General features: G+C 49.0%; 14 protein-coding genes and 4 tRNA genes. 12 read left to right on the forward strand and 6 right to left on the reverse strand.

Annotated features, from left to right (window positions below; translation table 11 throughout):
- Nucleotides 1-2: 2 nt before the first annotated feature.
- Nucleotides 3-1091, reverse strand: coding sequence for an AI-2E family transporter (locus OC187_RS02530; protein ID WP_263008562.1), 1089 nt, complete (start codon nt 1089-1091; stop codon nt 3-5).
- Nucleotides 1092-1391: 300 nt separating this feature from the next.
- Nucleotides 1392-1589, reverse strand: coding sequence for a Fe-S cluster assembly protein IscX (gene iscX, locus OC187_RS02535; protein ID WP_263008563.1), 198 nt, complete (start codon nt 1587-1589; stop codon nt 1392-1394).
- Nucleotides 1590-1910: 321 nt separating this feature from the next.
- Here iscX and rpsD point away from each other — a divergent pair, with 321 nt between their 5' ends.
- A complete protein-coding gene (gene rpsD, locus OC187_RS02540; RefSeq protein WP_262997872.1) occupies nt 1911-2525 on the forward strand; it encodes a 30S ribosomal protein S4 in 615 nt (204 codons plus the stop codon).
- A gap of 17 nt (nt 2526-2542) precedes the next feature.
- A tRNA-Leu gene (locus OC187_RS02545) sits at nt 2543-2628 on the forward strand.
- Nucleotides 2629-3020: 392 nt separating this feature from the next.
- Here OC187_RS02545 and OC187_RS02550 read toward each other — a convergent pair.
- The 4 genes from OC187_RS02550 to OC187_RS02565 all read right to left on the reverse strand — a co-directional run bounded on the left by OC187_RS02550 (nt 3021) and on the right by OC187_RS02565 (nt 5806).
- The gene (locus OC187_RS02550; RefSeq protein WP_263008564.1) at nt 3021-4118 is read right to left on the reverse strand and encodes a hypothetical protein; all 1098 of its coding nucleotides are present in this window, start codon (nt 4116-4118) and stop codon (nt 3021-3023) included.
- Between the two features lie 112 nt (nt 4119-4230).
- Entirely contained in the window at nt 4231-5004 is a 774-nt protein-coding gene (locus OC187_RS02555) for a GNAT family N-acetyltransferase (protein WP_262997742.1), read from the reverse strand.
- Nucleotides 5005-5040: 36 nt separating this feature from the next.
- Complete coding sequence (locus tag OC187_RS02560; RefSeq protein ID WP_262997743.1) at nt 5041-5571, reverse strand: phosphatidylglycerophosphatase A family protein; 531 nt, start codon at nt 5569-5571, stop codon at nt 5041-5043.
- 67 nt (nt 5572-5638) lie between these two features.
- A complete protein-coding gene (locus OC187_RS02565) occupies nt 5639-5806 on the reverse strand; it encodes a type IV secretion system protein VirB7 (RefSeq protein WP_262997744.1) in 168 nt (55 codons plus the stop codon).
- A gap of 226 nt (nt 5807-6032) precedes the next feature.
- Between OC187_RS02565 and OC187_RS02570 the strand changes: the two genes are divergently transcribed.
- The 10 genes from OC187_RS02570 (at nt 6033) to OC187_RS02615 (ending at nt 15223) form a co-directional block, all read left to right on the forward strand.
- Nucleotides 6033-6105: transfer RNA gene (locus OC187_RS02570), tRNA-Lys, on the forward strand.
- Nucleotides 6106-6228: 123 nt separating this feature from the next.
- Nucleotides 6229-6311 (forward strand) — tRNA-Leu (locus OC187_RS02575).
- A gap of 32 nt (nt 6312-6343) precedes the next feature.
- On the forward strand, nt 6344-7669 hold the full coding sequence (gene tig / locus OC187_RS02580) for a trigger factor (protein ID WP_262997745.1): 1326 nt from the start codon (nt 6344-6346) through the stop codon (nt 7667-7669).
- Nucleotides 7670-7727: 58 nt separating this feature from the next.
- The gene (gene clpP / locus OC187_RS02585) at nt 7728-8324 is read left to right on the forward strand and encodes an ATP-dependent Clp endopeptidase proteolytic subunit ClpP (RefSeq protein ID WP_262997746.1); all 597 of its coding nucleotides are present in this window, start codon (nt 7728-7730) and stop codon (nt 8322-8324) included.
- 9 nt (nt 8325-8333) lie between these two features.
- A complete protein-coding gene (clpX, locus tag OC187_RS02590; RefSeq protein WP_262997747.1) occupies nt 8334-9551 on the forward strand; it encodes an ATP-dependent Clp protease ATP-binding subunit ClpX in 1218 nt (405 codons plus the stop codon).
- 16 nt (nt 9552-9567) lie between these two features.
- Nucleotides 9568-11991: an endopeptidase La gene (gene lon / locus OC187_RS02595; RefSeq protein ID WP_262997748.1), complete on the forward strand. Its 2424-nt coding sequence runs from the start codon at nt 9568-9570 to the stop codon at nt 11989-11991.
- Between the two features lie 220 nt (nt 11992-12211).
- A tRNA-Ile gene (locus tag OC187_RS02600) sits at nt 12212-12284 on the forward strand.
- Nucleotides 12285-12370: 86 nt separating this feature from the next.
- Nucleotides 12371-13276, forward strand: a complete 906-nt coding sequence (fmt, locus tag OC187_RS02605; protein WP_262997749.1) for a methionyl-tRNA formyltransferase — start codon at nt 12371-12373, stop codon at nt 13274-13276.
- A 147-nt stretch (nt 13277-13423) separates the two neighbouring features.
- Nucleotides 13424-14242 carry an oxygen-dependent tRNA uridine(34) hydroxylase TrhO gene (trhO, locus tag OC187_RS02610; protein WP_262997750.1) on the forward strand — a complete coding sequence of 273 codons (819 nt, stop codon included), beginning with the start codon at nt 13424-13426 and terminating at the stop codon, nt 14240-14242.
- Nucleotides 14243-14380: 138 nt separating this feature from the next.
- A complete protein-coding gene (locus OC187_RS02615; RefSeq protein WP_262997751.1) occupies nt 14381-15223 on the forward strand; it encodes a pyruvate, water dikinase regulatory protein in 843 nt (280 codons plus the stop codon).
- Nucleotides 15224-15229: the final 6 nt, after the last annotated feature.

The following is a 15229-nucleotide window of genomic DNA, read 5'->3' on the forward strand; positions in this document are numbered from 1 at the left end:
ACCTATTCACCAAGGTAGAGACTACTGCGTTTGTACTTCTCCACAGCGAACTGCGTTAAAACACCCACAATTGCAGTTACCGGGATCGAAACTAGCGCTCCAAGAAAGCCTGCGTGAGCACTAAAGACCACGACTCCAACTACTACCCACCCCGGATTTAGGTCCAACTTTTTGCTGATTAACACTGGGGTGACTATGTTGGACTCTACTACGTTTCCCACTACAAAAATAAGGACTACAGCTGCAGTGTTGGTCCAACTAAACCCCTGAAGTAGTGCTAGGCAGACACCGAGTACTGCGCACAGAACTGGCCCCACATATGGTATGAACGTCATAATACCAGAGACAAAACCGAGCACTAGAGAGTATCCCAAACTGGCTACTGTGAAGCATATGCAATAGTAGATTGACATAACAATGCACACAGAAGTCTGTCCCCTTATGTATGCGGAGACTATGTTGTCAACTCGCGACATGAAGTGGGAAAAGCTTTCCAAATGGCGCCTGGGAACCATGAGAAGTATGTTTTTCACTACTACCGGCCAGCTACCCAGAATGTAGAACGACAACAGGAGAGTTATTAACATCTTGACGGCGATGGACCCGATTCCTACCCCAGACTGCACAACTCCGACAACTACCTTAGTAAAGTTTTTGTATAGCATGCTTAATAGCTTGATGAACTCCGCATTTTCGCTGCTGAATAGGTTTGATGGGGATAGAGTGGCGGAATTCACTGCATCAATAACGCCATAGCGCAGTACATTGTGGGCCCGTATAGCATTCTTTATGCCTTCGACTCCGGCACCTAGGGGGAGCTTGTCAGCGAGTAGTTGCGCTATTTCCAATGTTTGGGAGTATACCACTGGCACTAAAAACACCAGAGAAGCTGTCAGCAAGCTAACAGAGGAGAATACTATTATGAAAGACGAGACCGGTCTGGGGAGGCCCACAGACTCTAGCCTGTTTACCAGGGGATTAAGCAGGTACGCAACCACGGCTGCGACACAGCATGACGGCAACACAGGCCACATAACCAACGTAAGGGCAGCGAAACAACCCGCTCCCAGTAGGTAGTTCAAGTACTTCACCCCCTAATTCCTTACCCCCAGCGACTTTCGAGATAGTACAGACAGCAACCCGCGGCACTGATTGTATAATGATTTATAGCTTCGGTTCAACAGTTTATGAGCGCGGAATCTACGCAGATCCGGTGCTGTGTTTGAGACGTCCGAGAACGGACCGCGGCTGCGCCCACCTTTGAGAACTACAGCAAGAACCTACGCGGCCAACGCAACGCCTACTCTGTGCGATGGTGAATCTGTGCTGTCGGGCCAGAGTAGAGGGGGTAAGGAGCGCAAATTCCAGATAGTAGCATTCTCAATGCGTGCTCAACTGTCTCTTCTCTCACTCCAGGCCATTTGTATGGCCTCCAAGATCTTTTCATTGCACCCATCAGCGTTGTCATCAAACTCGGACAGGCCGACTATCATGGATTTCAGCTCGGTAAATCTAAGGGCAAAAATGTCCTGTTCTGGGTGTGCCTTTTCCAAAGAGTCAGCTATATCTTCTGTGTCAACCCACTTCACCGTTCCACTCCAACAACGCACATTCAGGCCACACAGTAACCGTTACAGTAGCCAAACACAAGCCAAAACTGGCTGAAGTTACATTGCAACCATGATAGTGATGGATCATTGGGTATCTTCCGGTGGGATTGTGCAGTTTACAAATCCCGTGCGGAGTAATGCACGCGCCACGACGGCCTCTTAGGCAGTTTCTGTTTGGGTATAAAATTGGTTGACACACTTGCTTAAAATGATCATACTCCCTCCCCGTATGGTGTTTTAGTATTGTCTGGGGGGAGTGGAGCATGTTTTCACTCCTGCAGGTTGTTTGTGTAGGTCGTAATTGTGACGGTTGTAGAGAGAAAGTATAGGGCGAGTCGTAGGTTGGGAGTGAATCTCTGGGGGAGGTCCAAGGACCCCTTTAACACGAGGAACTATCCCCCGGGCCAGCACGGGAGTATGGGGTATAAAAAGCTCTCGAGTTTCGGTAAGCAGTTTGCAGCGCACCAGAAGTTTAAGTGCTACTATGCGATGTCCAGCCGGCAGCTGAGGAATACGTTTCTCAAGGCGTACAACAGAAGAGGTGATACTGGTGATAACCTTGTTGGGGCGCTGGAGTCTCGTCTTGCTACAGTTGTGTATAGTGCCGGGTTCGTGCCAACGATATTCTCTGCAAAGCAACTTATTTCCCACAAGCATGTTACTGTGAACGGCAGGGTGGTGAACATACCCAGCTGTGCGGTGAAGCCTGGTGATGTGGTGCAAGTGAGAGAGCGGGCGGCTGAGTTGCCCATGGTGCTTGCTGCTATACAATCTCAAGAGAGGCGCATCCCTGACCATTTGGAAGTTGATACTGCACAGCGCTCTGCTCGGTATCTTAGGGTGCCTAAGTACTGTGAAGTCCCTTATCCTGCCAACATGGAAGTTAACTTGATTGTTGAGTTCTATTCCGGGTAGGGGCTGTTGCTCCCTTTGTCCATGTGGCGGAATGGCAGACGCTGCGGACTTAAAATCCGCTGACCTTGCGGTCGTGGGAGTTCAAGTCTCCCCATGGGCACCACGAGTTGGGCCTTTGTCGCTGTGGTGGCTGGTGTCGGGGTGGCTAGTTTCGCGTGGGGTGCGCAGTTGTTGTGGGTGTTGTTATATCACCGGTCGGGGCGCCCGCTGGCGCGTCTCCGCAATCGGTTCCTGCCTTTCTGGTTTTGGGGTGGACGGAGGGTTGTGGTTAGCGCTCCTAATCCTGTGCTGCATGTCTGGCGTTTGGGGTTCTCCAAATTGGGTTGGCTGATGCTTTGAGCTGTGGCCTTCCAGCACGCAGCCGAATGATAACGACCCAAGCTGTTCACTGTGTGGCTCAGAAGCCATCGTATCACCTTTCCTTGGTCTAAGTTTTCAACTACCAGTGGGGTAGTCGTAGCCATATAGTAGGGCTGTTACCCGGGGTGCGTGGCCCTAATCCTTCACGTGGTTGTAGAGAAACAAAAGCTCCTGCCTATGGTTGGGAACTACGGAGATTTCCAAGACTGTGCCATCTCGCAGTGTTAAAGTGTCGTGGTATGGTTCTGCCAGTTTACCGAAAAGCTCATACTGGTGCTTTTTTAGTAACTCAAAGGAACTATCATCTACAAGCTTATTCTCGTATATCCTGCGTATTACCTCAGAGTAGGTCGCACCCCCTTTGGTCCATGACTGGTCTAGTTGCCAAAACTTACTAAAGTGGCTGTTAAGGTATAACAACCTTCCGTCACTGCCGTAAAGCGCGGCAGCACACGGTAAACTACCAAGAAGGCTTCTCTGTGCTTTGAAGTAGCCCTTTATTTCCTGTGTGAGCTGCCAGCTCTGCGTTATATCCTGCCCGTACCCGACAGAGCCGCCATCCTCTGTTTTAACCTCTGTCAGCAGGTAGAGCCTTCGCTCGTTATCGACAATCATGAATGCCTTTTCCTGAAATTCAGTCTCGCCATCTGCAAAGCCCGAGCTAAGCTGCCTCACCAACGTGTTGCCCTGATTATTTTTTATCAGTTTCAGGTAAAAGGGATTGTGCATCTCCACTTCAGCATTTTTGTTTCTTTTCCATACGGGGTATGGCAACATGTCTATCATGCTGTTGCAATTGCTTAGCCCCTGTGCGAGTTTTGCATTTTTACGATTTAGGCTTGCAATTAGTGACCTTCCCCCGGTTACGTTCTGAATCCACAGCAGGACTCCGACGATCTTGTCGTGGTCGTCAACAATGCTTTGGCCGTAGCACGAACAGTAGATTTCTGTGTCCCTTCCCTTGAGATCCATCGTAAAAGACTTGTTTATCTTGCGGGCTTCAATGAAGTTCTTGCGCAATTGGTCGGACTCCTCAAAAAAGTTTGCAAGCTCATTGAAAGAACAAAATATGCTGTTCAGTAGCATCTGCAAATTGGGAGAAAACCTCTCTACCCGCTTTTTTTCATCCCAAAGGTAGAACCCATCCCCCAGGGAAAGTAGTAAGCTGGTAAGTAAGTTGTTGTTATGTCTGAAGTCATTTATGCTTAAGCTGGCATAAAAACAGAAAACCACGAGTACCGCTAAGACGAAGACCAAGACATAGGTGGCAGCGTACGTAAACATCAACCAACTTTCTCTTATACCCCTCCACCGAGCGCTAGTTCACCTTTTGCCAAGTAATGCCTCATGCCATAAGGGAAGCATACAATGACAGGTTTCCGGTAATCCTGAACCCCAGCCTGCCATATACACCCAAGGACTGCTTCATGCACTGAGCAACAGCGTACCTGCACCCATACTGCTCCCTGGCCATCTCTAGCCTCTGTGATACCATATCACTAGCGATACCCATATTCCTGTACTCCGGCAGCACCCCGTCGCTATATAGGCCTACTACCTGATCATGGATGTACATCCCACACAGCCCCACCGTGGCGCCATGCAGCTTGGTGAGGAAGAACTTGAGGTCTGAAGGTTGGCGCCTAACCATCCCCCTCAACAGTATTGCCAGATCGTTCATATTGCAATAGAAAATTTTTGATGCCATACAGTCGAGTTCGGCCAATGCAGAGTCTGTACTTACGGCTTCCAGCACAAGGTTTGAGCTATGGTTCCTGGTATAGGTGTGCGCTGGTATTTTCATAAACGCCTTTTTTACCACGGTTGGTGAGGTAAATCCTAATTTATTTACTGTGACACCGAACTCTTTTGTGTGAGAATCCACAACCCACGTCGTGTCGATTTTCTCTTTTGCGAGATAGTCCAGAGCTTCTCTTGCGGAGCTCTCGCATTCTTCGTACGTGCCCTCCATAGGAAATACGTAGTTAAATAGGGAGTCTGGCCGGCCATTTATTGTCAGCACTAAATTACCTATTCTGTGGGTAGTCCACCCTGACGTGCTAACAGCGTACAACATGTACTCCCTGAGGTTGTCCGTTGCTAAAGAAGAAAAACGCATATTGAGCTTGGCCTCCTATTTCTGTATGCAATCATATTACACGGTGGAGACCGCACTTGCTACTGCAAGGCACACAATAGATGCTAATACCGCCGCTACTACGTCATCGAGCATAACACCTAGCGCACCACTTACTCTGGTGTCCGCAACACACACCGGCCACGGTTTTGCTATGTCAAAGATCCTAAAAGACAAAAAGCCCATGCACAGGAGAACTGCCTTGTGTAGCATTCCACTGGGTAAATGCACGAACGCGACACCACCTTGCGCCAGCGCGCTGGGTATCACAAATACGAGCACCTGCCCACACACCTCGTCAATCACGATTTCTGCTGGATCGCGCTCCTCCGGATTGTCTCTAAGGTAGAGGGTCACGGACCACAAGCCCAGGAAGAATATTCCAGCTGCAAGGAAGACGCCACAGCCGGCGCCGGAGGCTATTGCAGGGAAGAACAAAAGGGCCGAGGCGCTGCCTACCGTGCCTGGGGCTCTAGGTACCCTGCCAAGCAGAAACCACGTGGACACAACACGTGCGCACGCAGACAGAGAGAAGGCGATGTGCTGCATACCTAAGCAGCAAGTGAACGAGCTACAGACAAGCGCGGGCGCCCGAGTAGCTCGCCGCCAAGGTACGTCACCCGAGCCACCACTGGTTTACAGGGCGACGCTCACATGTGCGAGCATCACTAGCCTTAACGCAGGGACTTCTAATCTTGCGCTCCCCCTTAGAAAACAGACCACCACACCCATGAAGCCCGAACATGGCAACGAGCAGCAAGAGCACCATCCTAGAAAATTTCATAAAAACCACCACAAAAACCCACCTAGAGGCGAAAGCCCGCGCGTAGAGACCGCCGCCACGCAAGCCGAGGATAAACGGTCCGCATTATAAACCAATAAACCTTGCAGTCAAGCCTGCCCTGAAACGATCTTGCTATTGACATGCTGCCTGTATGGTAGTATCAAGAACCGCTGAGGCGGTGCGGCGCGTGGGCGCTGTGGGTGGCCTGTATTCCATTTGCTTCTGGGGTTCCGTAGCTCAGTTGGTAGAGCACCTGACTCTTAATCAGTGTGTCGCGTGTTCGAGTCACGCCGGAACCACTCGGCGCTTTGGTGAAACATCCTGTGTTTAGAGTTTCAGGGATGGTGCCGGGGTTTGGCAATCGGGTTGCTGGCGCAGCCGCGTTTTTGTCAACCGCGTAGCGGTGATCTGGGTTTGCCCATGCGGATATGGCGGAATTGGTAGACGCGCTAGGTTTAGGTCCTAGTGGGCTCAGCCCTTGGGGGTTCAAGTCCCTCTATCCGCACTCTTGTACGCCGTTATAGGTGGAGTGTTTTTATGCAGCGGTTCTACGTTGTGAAGGAAGTGTTGAATGACAAGCTCAAGCGCGGGTACGAGTTTACTGTAGAAAATGGATATCTAGAGCAAAAGGTAGACGATAAGCTGCGTGAGGTTGCGGCGAACGTAAGAATGGATGGCTTTAGGAAAGGTAAGGTTTCTCTAGACCTAGTGCGGCGCAATTGCGGCGAAGACGTGATCAGAGAGGTGCTCTCTGAGGTGATAGATGATGCTTCGTCTCAGTTTATGAAAGAAGGCGGGTTTGGGGATGTTGTTACCTCGGAAGTCAGGGTGACTTCCCATCCTAAGGTGTGCTCTGAGGAGGGAAGGGGAGAAGACCTGGTCTACGAGCTGCGGTTCGAATTGATGCCAGAGATTCCCCTGGTCAACCCTGAGGATATAGCGCTAAAGGAAGTGGAGGCTGAGATCGCCCAGGCGGATGTGGAGAGCTTTATTGATGAGTTAAAGACCAGGTACCCGAACTTTGTTGCGTCGGGTGATCCCGAACGATGTGCTGCTGTCGGGGACAGAGTATCGATTGATTATCGTAGCTCATTTATGGGTAAGGAGCTTAGGGGTGGTAGCGCTGATGGCTTTGTGATGATACTAGGCAGGAATAGTCTTCCCGCGGAGCTCGAAAGTGAAGTTGCTGGGATGAAGGTTGGGGACACCAAAAAGTTTGAGCTCGAGTTTCCCAAAGATTACAGAGTCAGGTCTTTTGCGGGCAAGAAAGTTGAGATGTTTGTGAGGCTAGTGAACATCATGGTGCCCGAAAGTGTTAATGATCATGAGGAGTTGGCCAAAAACTGTGGGTTCAAGTGCGCAGAGGATATGATGAACTTTGCCAGGGAAAGCCTTAAGGGACGCTTTGCCCATATGAGTGATGCCATAATGCGAAAAGAGTTGTTTGACCACATGGAGGCCAATTATCAGGTGCAAGCCCCGGAATTTGTGGTGTCTCAGGAATCCGCTAGGATTAGGCGCGAGCTAGGTTCTAGCGATCTTGAAAGCATGGGTGAGGATGGTGTTCTGAAGGAAGCAGAGCGGCGCGTGAAGCTTGGTATGCTGTTGATGAAGGTTTCCCGGGACCGCGATATTGTTGTGGAGGCTCAGGATGTTGTGTCGTTTATCCAGTCTAACTATCTGAGCTATGGAGTCAGTCTGGATGCTGTGTTGAAGCTTTTTAGATCCAATAGGGGGATCAGAGATCAGATAAGGGGCAAGGTGCTTGAGGACAAGGTGGTCAGATATATGGTTGCCAAGGCAAAGAAAGATAGGCAGAATGTGCCCGCCGGAGATCTTAAGTCACTTTTTGAGAGTATCTAGATTTCGCAATTTGGGAGCTGTTGGTCCTGGTGCTTTGTGTAGGTTTGAGGGGAGAGTTATGAACTTAGTGCCGATGGTTGTTGAGCAGACCAGCAGAGGAGAGCGCGCGTACGATATATATTCTAGGCTACTGAAAGAGCGGATAGTGTTTATCACTGGTCCCGTAGAGGATAGTATGGCTAGCCTAATCGTTGCCCAGCTTGTGTTTCTTGAGGCTGAGAACCCCGAGAAAGACATATCGATGTACATAAATTCTCCAGGTGGTGTCGTCACCGCTGGTCTGTCTATATACGACACTATGCAATACATAAAGCCCAAGGTGTCCACGTTATGTTTGGGACAGGCAGCGTCCATGGGGGCTCTCCTGCTGGCTGGTGGTGAGCCCGGTATGCGATATGCACTTCCGAATTCCAGAATAATGGTGCATCAGCCCTCAGGCGGCTTTCGTGGTCAGGCCACTGACATAGAAATACATGCTCGGGAGATATTGGAGATCAAGCGCAGGCTCAACGAGATCTACGTCAAGCATACCGGCAAATCCCTCGAGGAGATAGAGAGCAGTATGGAGAGGGATAATTTCATGGTTGCAGATAAGGCCAAGGACTTTGGCATAATAGATAAAGTGATAGACAAGCGCGGAGGAGAGCAGGCGTAGGAAAGATAGATGTCAGAAGCTAAAAAAGACGCTTATAGCTGCTCGTTTTGTGGAAAGCTTCACAGCGAGGTGAGGAGGCTCATAGCAGGGCCTAAGGTTTACATCTGTAATGAGTGTGTTGAGCTCTGCGGTGGCATATTGCAGGAAGAGGGTAGACCAGTAAAGCAGGGCGGTTTCGACCTAAAACCACGGGAGATAAAGCAGGTGCTGGACGAATACGTCATAGGGCAGGAGCACCCTAAGAAGGTGCTTTCCGTGGCTGTGTATAACCACTACAAGCGCCTAAGGAATTCCGGGATTATAAGCGAGGTTGAGATATCCAAGTCTAACGTATTGCTCATAGGACCAACTGGTTCCGGGAAGACCCTGCTTGCACGTACGCTGGCCAGAGTGCTTCAGGTGCCATTTGCCATGGCAGACGCTACGACGTTGACCGAGGCTGGGTATGTTGGTGAAGACGTTGAAAACATACTGCTAAAGCTACTGCAAGCTGCCAACTTTAATGTGGAAGCTGCGCAACGCGGTATCATATACATAGATGAGGTGGATAAAATATCCAGAAAGTCGGAAAATGCCTCAGTGACCCGAGATGTTTCTGGGGAAGGAGTACAGCAGGCCTTGCTGAAGGTTATAGAAGGCACTGTCTCTTCTGTTCCTCCCCAAGGCGGTAGAAAGCACCCGCACCAAGAGTTTATACAGATAAACACCGACAATATCTTGTTCATTTTTGGCGGAGCTTTTGATGGACTTGAGAAGATTATAGAAGCAAGAAATCGTGGCAGCTGTATGGGGTTTGAGGCGAACGTTCAGAAGATAGCCGATAAACGAAAGGACATTTTGTGCTATACTGAACCTGAGGATCTTGTAAAGTTCGGGTTGATACCAGAATTTGTTGGAAGGATACCGGTAGTCACTTCTTTGGGGAGACTGGACGAGGAGACTCTCTATCGCATTCTAGTGGAGCCAAAGAACTCTTTGGTTAAGCAATACACAAAACTGTTTGAGATGGACAATCTTGAGCTGAAATTCGACAGTGCGGCCCTACTGGCTGTTGCAAAGAAGGCCGTTGATCGGAATACTGGTGCAAGGGGGTTGCGAGCCATCATGGAGTCCTTGCTTCTGGATTTTATGTTTGATCCCTTGGGCTGCAAAGATGGCAAAGTTTTAGTTGATGCTGCCATGGTTGAAGGTGTCATGATGAACAGAAACTGTTTTGAGAGTAGCTAGTAGGGTGGGGGTTCTTATGGAAAAGAGTGAGATTTTGTTGCTGCCTGTTTTGATGCTGCGGGACACTGTGGTTTTTCCTCAGATCGTCATGCCCCTTTCGGTCGGTAGAGGCAGATCTGTGAGTGCGCTGGAGCATGCTGCAAAGAACGATAGCTGCAAGATTCTGCTTCTGACGCAGGTAGATGGCTCTGTTGATAATCCGGGAAATGATGACCTGTATAGAGTGGGTACCGTTGCAGATGTGGTTCAGTTGTTACGGCTTCCCGATGGGGTATTGAAGGTCTTAATTAAGGGTGAAAATAGAGCTAGGGTACTGAATTTTATAGAGGGTGACGATTTTCTTAGCGCAGAGGTGGAAGTCGTTGAAGACGATGAAAGCGTGGTCGTAGACAGCAAGATAGAAGCGTTGCGGCGTTCTGTGCTGAAGGAGTTTGACATATGGAACAAGCTGAGCAAGAAAACCCAGTCCGAGATAGTTGCTTCTGCATATGAAATCAAAAAGTTAGGTCACCTGTCTGACGTTGTAGCGTCGCACCTCGCTATTAGTGTTGAAGATAAGCAGGAGGTGATAGAGGAGTTTTGCGTGGTCAGGCGCCTCGATATGGTCTTCAGCTTAATCAAGCTGGAAATTAGCGTGCTCAATGCTCAGAAGAAGATCGATGACAGGGTCAGGTCTCAGGTTGAGTCTACCCACAAGGTGTATTACTTGAACGAGCAACTTAAGGCCATACAACGCGAGCTGGAAGAGAGTGACGGGGCTTGTTGTGATAGTGATTCTGCCAGTGAGTTTGAAAAGAAAATAAATGCTACGCCCCTCTCCGAAGAGGCTAAAGAACGCGCGATGAGCGATCTGAAGCGCTATAGGAAGATGAACTTGATGTCACCCGAGGCGAATATAATTTCCAGTTACCTGAGGTGGTTACTGGACCTCCCATGGGGGAAGTTTAAGAATACGAGGATAGACATGGAGAACTCATTGAAGATCCTCAATGAGAATCACTATGGGATGGATAAGGTGAAGGAGAGAGTCTTGGAGTTTCTGGCTGTCCTCAAGAGGGTAAAAAAGCCTAAGGGTCCGATAATATGCTTTGTTGGTCCTCCGGGTGTGGGTAAAACTTCTCTGGCGAAGTCTATAGCAGAGGCCACTGGACGCGAGTATGTTCGTGTGTCCCTTGGTGGTATTCACGACGAGTCTGAAATACGCGGTCACCGCAGGACGTACGTAGGTGCCATGCCGGGTAAGATTATTAAGCAGATGAAGCAAGCGAAAACGTGTAATCCTCTGTTTCTGTTAGATGAGATTGACAAAATAGGCTCGGACTACAGAGGTGATCCGACTGCTGCGTTGTTGGAAGTACTGGATCCTGAGCACAACAAGCACTTCGTTGACAACTACTTGGAGGTTGAGTTTGACCTTTCAAATGTCATGTTTGTTGCAACTGCTAATAGTCTCAACTTGCAAAAGCCGTTGTTGGATCGCATGGAAGCGATACAGCTGTCTGGTTATACCGAGGAAGAGAAGTTACACATAGCCAAGTCGCACCTAATCCCCGGTCTACGCAAGGAGCACGGATTGCGCAATAAAGAGTGGGAAATTTCTGATGGGGCCATCTACGATCTGATGAGGTTTTATACCAGGGAGAGTGGGGTCAGGAACCTGAAGAGGGAACTTGCCTCTCTCATGAGGAAAGGGATGAAGGAGATTCTTCTTGATAAGACCAAGACTGTCACCAGCATGTCTATAACCTCTGACAACGTGGGCAAGTATGCCGGGGTGCGCAAATATGACTTTGGTATCATAGAGAAGGATAGCATGGTTGGCGTGGTTACTGGTCTTGCCTATACCGACACTGGTGGCGATCTTCTAACTATAGAGTCTGTTGCTATGCCAGGTAAGGGGAATGTGAAATATACAGGCAAGCTGGGTGAGGTGATGCAGGAGTCCGTCAGAGCGGCCTATAGCTATGTTCGGTCCAGATGTGTTAGATTTGGTATAAGATCCAAGGATTTCCAGATGAATGACATACACATTCATGTTCCTGAAGGGGCTATTCCTAAAGATGGTCCATCTGCCGGTATTGCTATGTGCGCCTCTATAGTCTCGCTCATGTCTGGTATTCCTGTGAAGAACACGGTTGCCATGACTGGTGAGATTACGCTCAGGGGTAGGGTGTTGCCTATAGGTGGATTAAAAGAGAAGTTGCTGGCCGCGCTGCGTGGCGGGATTACTACCGCCATTATTCCTAGCCAAAACAAGAAAGACATGGCCGAGCTTCCAGAGAGTGTGACTCGGTGCATGGAGATAGTGCTAGTCTCCGATGTTGATGAAGTGATTAAGACCGCGCTAGTAGGCAAGGTTGTGCCCCTAAGTGAGGACGAAGTGTTTGTAGATAGGGTCTCCAGTGTTGGGGAAGGGGGGGATTGCACGCTCTTCAACTAAAACTGCTTGAGATTCGCGGTGCGCCACCGTTGGCCGGTGTGGCGTTATGGCGTGCTTGAGCTTAGCAGCTACGGTGTGGTTTAATTATTTACCTTTACACGTGCTTGGTTTGTGACCAATATACTGTCGGGGGCAGGTCAAGTTCAGAGTTTTCGTTGCCGATCGGAGTGGGAAATACCCATTGTAATTTGCACGCTGTATCGTACAATGGGCTAGTGTTGGGGCTGTAGCTCAGGGGTTAGAGCAACTCGCTCATAACGAGTGGGTCGCAGGTTCAAATCCTGCCGGCCCCACACCTTGTATCAAGAGCTACCGCTTTTCGGCCAGCCTTTCTTGATTGTGTACCTGGATACGCATTTTGTCTCTATTGTGGGGTGTTGTGAGAGTAATTTTCATGGGATCCTCGGGGTTTTCAGTTCCGACCCTTAGGTTTCTTTTGGATTCTCAGCACGAGGTTGTCGCTGTTTATACTAAAGCTCCCAAGCCTGCGGGTAGGGGATATGTGCTGACAAAAACACCGGTGCATACATGTGCGGATGCCCACAATATCCGTGTTAGGTCTCCCGCTTCGCTGAGTTCTGACGAGGAGAAGAACGTAATTGCAGAGTACGCGCCTGATGCTATAGTTGTGGCCTCATACGGCATGATTTTGCCGAAATGGATGCTCACTATGCCGCGTTTTGGCTGTATAAATGTTCACCCGTCCCTGCTTCCAAAATGGAGGGGTGCTGCGCCTATGCAGCACGCAATATTGTCTGGAGATCCAGTTACCGGAGTAACAATTATGCAACTAGATGCGCAGTTGGATGCTGGGGACATTCTTCTGCAGGAAAGTACACCAGTGGATGACCGCGAGAATATTGCCATGCTGAGTGATAGACTATCTCACATAGGTGGCAGAATGTTGCTGGAGGTGATAAATAATCTGAATACTATAAAACCCGTAAAACAGGATGATGCCGGGGCTACATATGCCAAGAAGCCCACAGAGTTCCAGGTGGATTTCAGCAACGCTGCGGATTATATATGTCGACAAGTTAGGGCCCTGTATCCGAAGATGTTTTTCTTCCTACAGGATAAACGGGTCAGAATTCTGGAGGCCGAGAGTTACTCACTTGTCGGAGGACAAGTTGGTGATGTGCTGAATGACAAGATGCACATCAAATGTGGCTATGACACCGTATTGGTGCCCCAAGTTGTGCAACCGGAGTCAAAAAAGCCCTGTGATATAGACAGCTTCTTACGCGGGTTTCGCGGTTGTGCATCAAACGTACTGAAAACATGATTTGCTGTTGTGCCACGAGCCCTGGTAGCAGGGTGTGCTCATGGTACCTAAACCCGCAATTTTGGTTTTTGGCACTACAGAGTGAAAATTGACAATTTTGCCCTTCTACAATAGCATTGAGTCATTGGCTTTGGTATCGTCGTGGCTATGGGTTACGTCGTTGCGGCATTTTACCGCTTTGTCCACCTGCATAATTACTATGATATGCGCCCTGTGCTTTTGGAGTTTTGCCTGGAGCACAGCATTAAGGGGACTGTGATTCTTGCAGAGCAAGGTATTAACGCGACTGTAGCGGGTTCTCTGTCCTCTATAGAAAAACTTTTTTCCTTTCTGGACTTGGATGACCGGCTTTGTGGCATGAAGTACCACGAGAGTTACTCCGATCGCGAGCCGTTTTCTAAGATGAAAGTCCGGCTTAAAAGTGAGGTTGTGCGCTTGGGTATAGATGGCTTCGATTGTTCTTCTAGGGGGGAATATGTTGATCCTCAGGAATGGGACGGGCTTGTACATTCTCCGGACATGCATGTGATTGATACCAGAAATGGCTATGAGATAAGGTTTGGTAGATTTAGAGGTGCCATAAACCCAGGCACTTCCTCGTTTCGAGAATTTCCCGAGTGGGCGAGGAACTGGGCGTCAGACAAGGAAAAGGGTATTGGTATAGCTATGTATTGTACCGGGGGGATTAGGTGTGAGAAGTCCACTGCGTTCATGAAAAGCCTCGGGTTTCGGAATGTTTACCACCTTAGGGGGGGAATACTTAATTACTTGAAGACTGTACGTGGGGGTGACAGCCTGTGGGAAGGGGAATGCTTTGTCTTTGATGATAGAATAGCTGTTGATCGTAACATGGTGCCTACCGAGGACACAAAGTGCGTTGAGTGTATGGAAAAGGTTGACGCCGGTGATATCCGCTCCATTTCCAAAGGACATATCCTGTGCAGGAGCTGTAAATCACGGGCATAGGAGAGCAATTAGTCTATACTGGCTGAACTGTGTTTTTGATGCTGGAGGACAACAGTTGATGGCCCTTGGCTGGTTCTGTGTCCGCTCTTGCCGGGAGTGGGGGTTTGTGCTACTCTCCTGGGGGCTGTTTCGTTTGTTATGCGTAGTAAGGCTGTTTTGGATCTGCATCTGGTTTCCGATTCTACATGCGAGACTGTGGTCACCGTTGCCAGGTCTGCAGTGGAGCACTTTAAGTCTCTGGAAGTCAACGAGTTTGTGTGGTCGCTGATTGGTAGTAGGCGCCAGGTGGATGGGATCATGCTGAATATAAACCCTGAGAAGCATAACTTGATAATGTACACCATGGTAGATGATGATCTCAGGAGGTATTTAAAGGAGAAGGCTACAGCGCAGAGGGTTCGATGCATACCAATTCTTTCGCACGTCATAAGGGAGATTTCCTGCTACTTACAGGTTGCCAGAGACCCGGATGCGCATCCGCATAGACTTGGTGACGAGTACTTCAACCGTATGGATGCCATAAACTACACGATTTCTCACGACGATGGTCAGAGTTTGTGGGATATAGACCAGGCCGACATCATAATTGTCGGTGTATCCAGAACTTCAAAATCACCCACGAGTATATATCTCGCCTATCGTGGCTATAAAGTTGTTAATATTCCTCTGGTGCATTCTGTTCAGCTACCAATAGACCCAGCCACACTCACAGACAAGCTGGTTGTTGGGCTAACCATTGATGCTGATAGGTTAATACAAATTCGTCGGAATAGGCTGATTTCAATGCGACACCAGGAAAACTGCAACTACGTTAGCTACGAACAGGTTGTGGAAGAAATTAATGATATGAAGAAAATATGCGCCAAACACGGGTGGCCCGTGATTGATGTGACTCAAAAATCCGTTGAAGAAATTGCAGCCACAATTACGCAATTTTTTAATAATAAGAGGAGTAACCAGATTGGGGGAACGTTCTGCTAACGTTAC

The sequence above is a fragment of the Anaplasma capra genome, from assembly GCF_025628805.1.
In the GTDB taxonomy this organism is placed as follows: domain Bacteria; phylum Pseudomonadota; class Alphaproteobacteria; order Rickettsiales; family Anaplasmataceae; genus Anaplasma; species Anaplasma capra.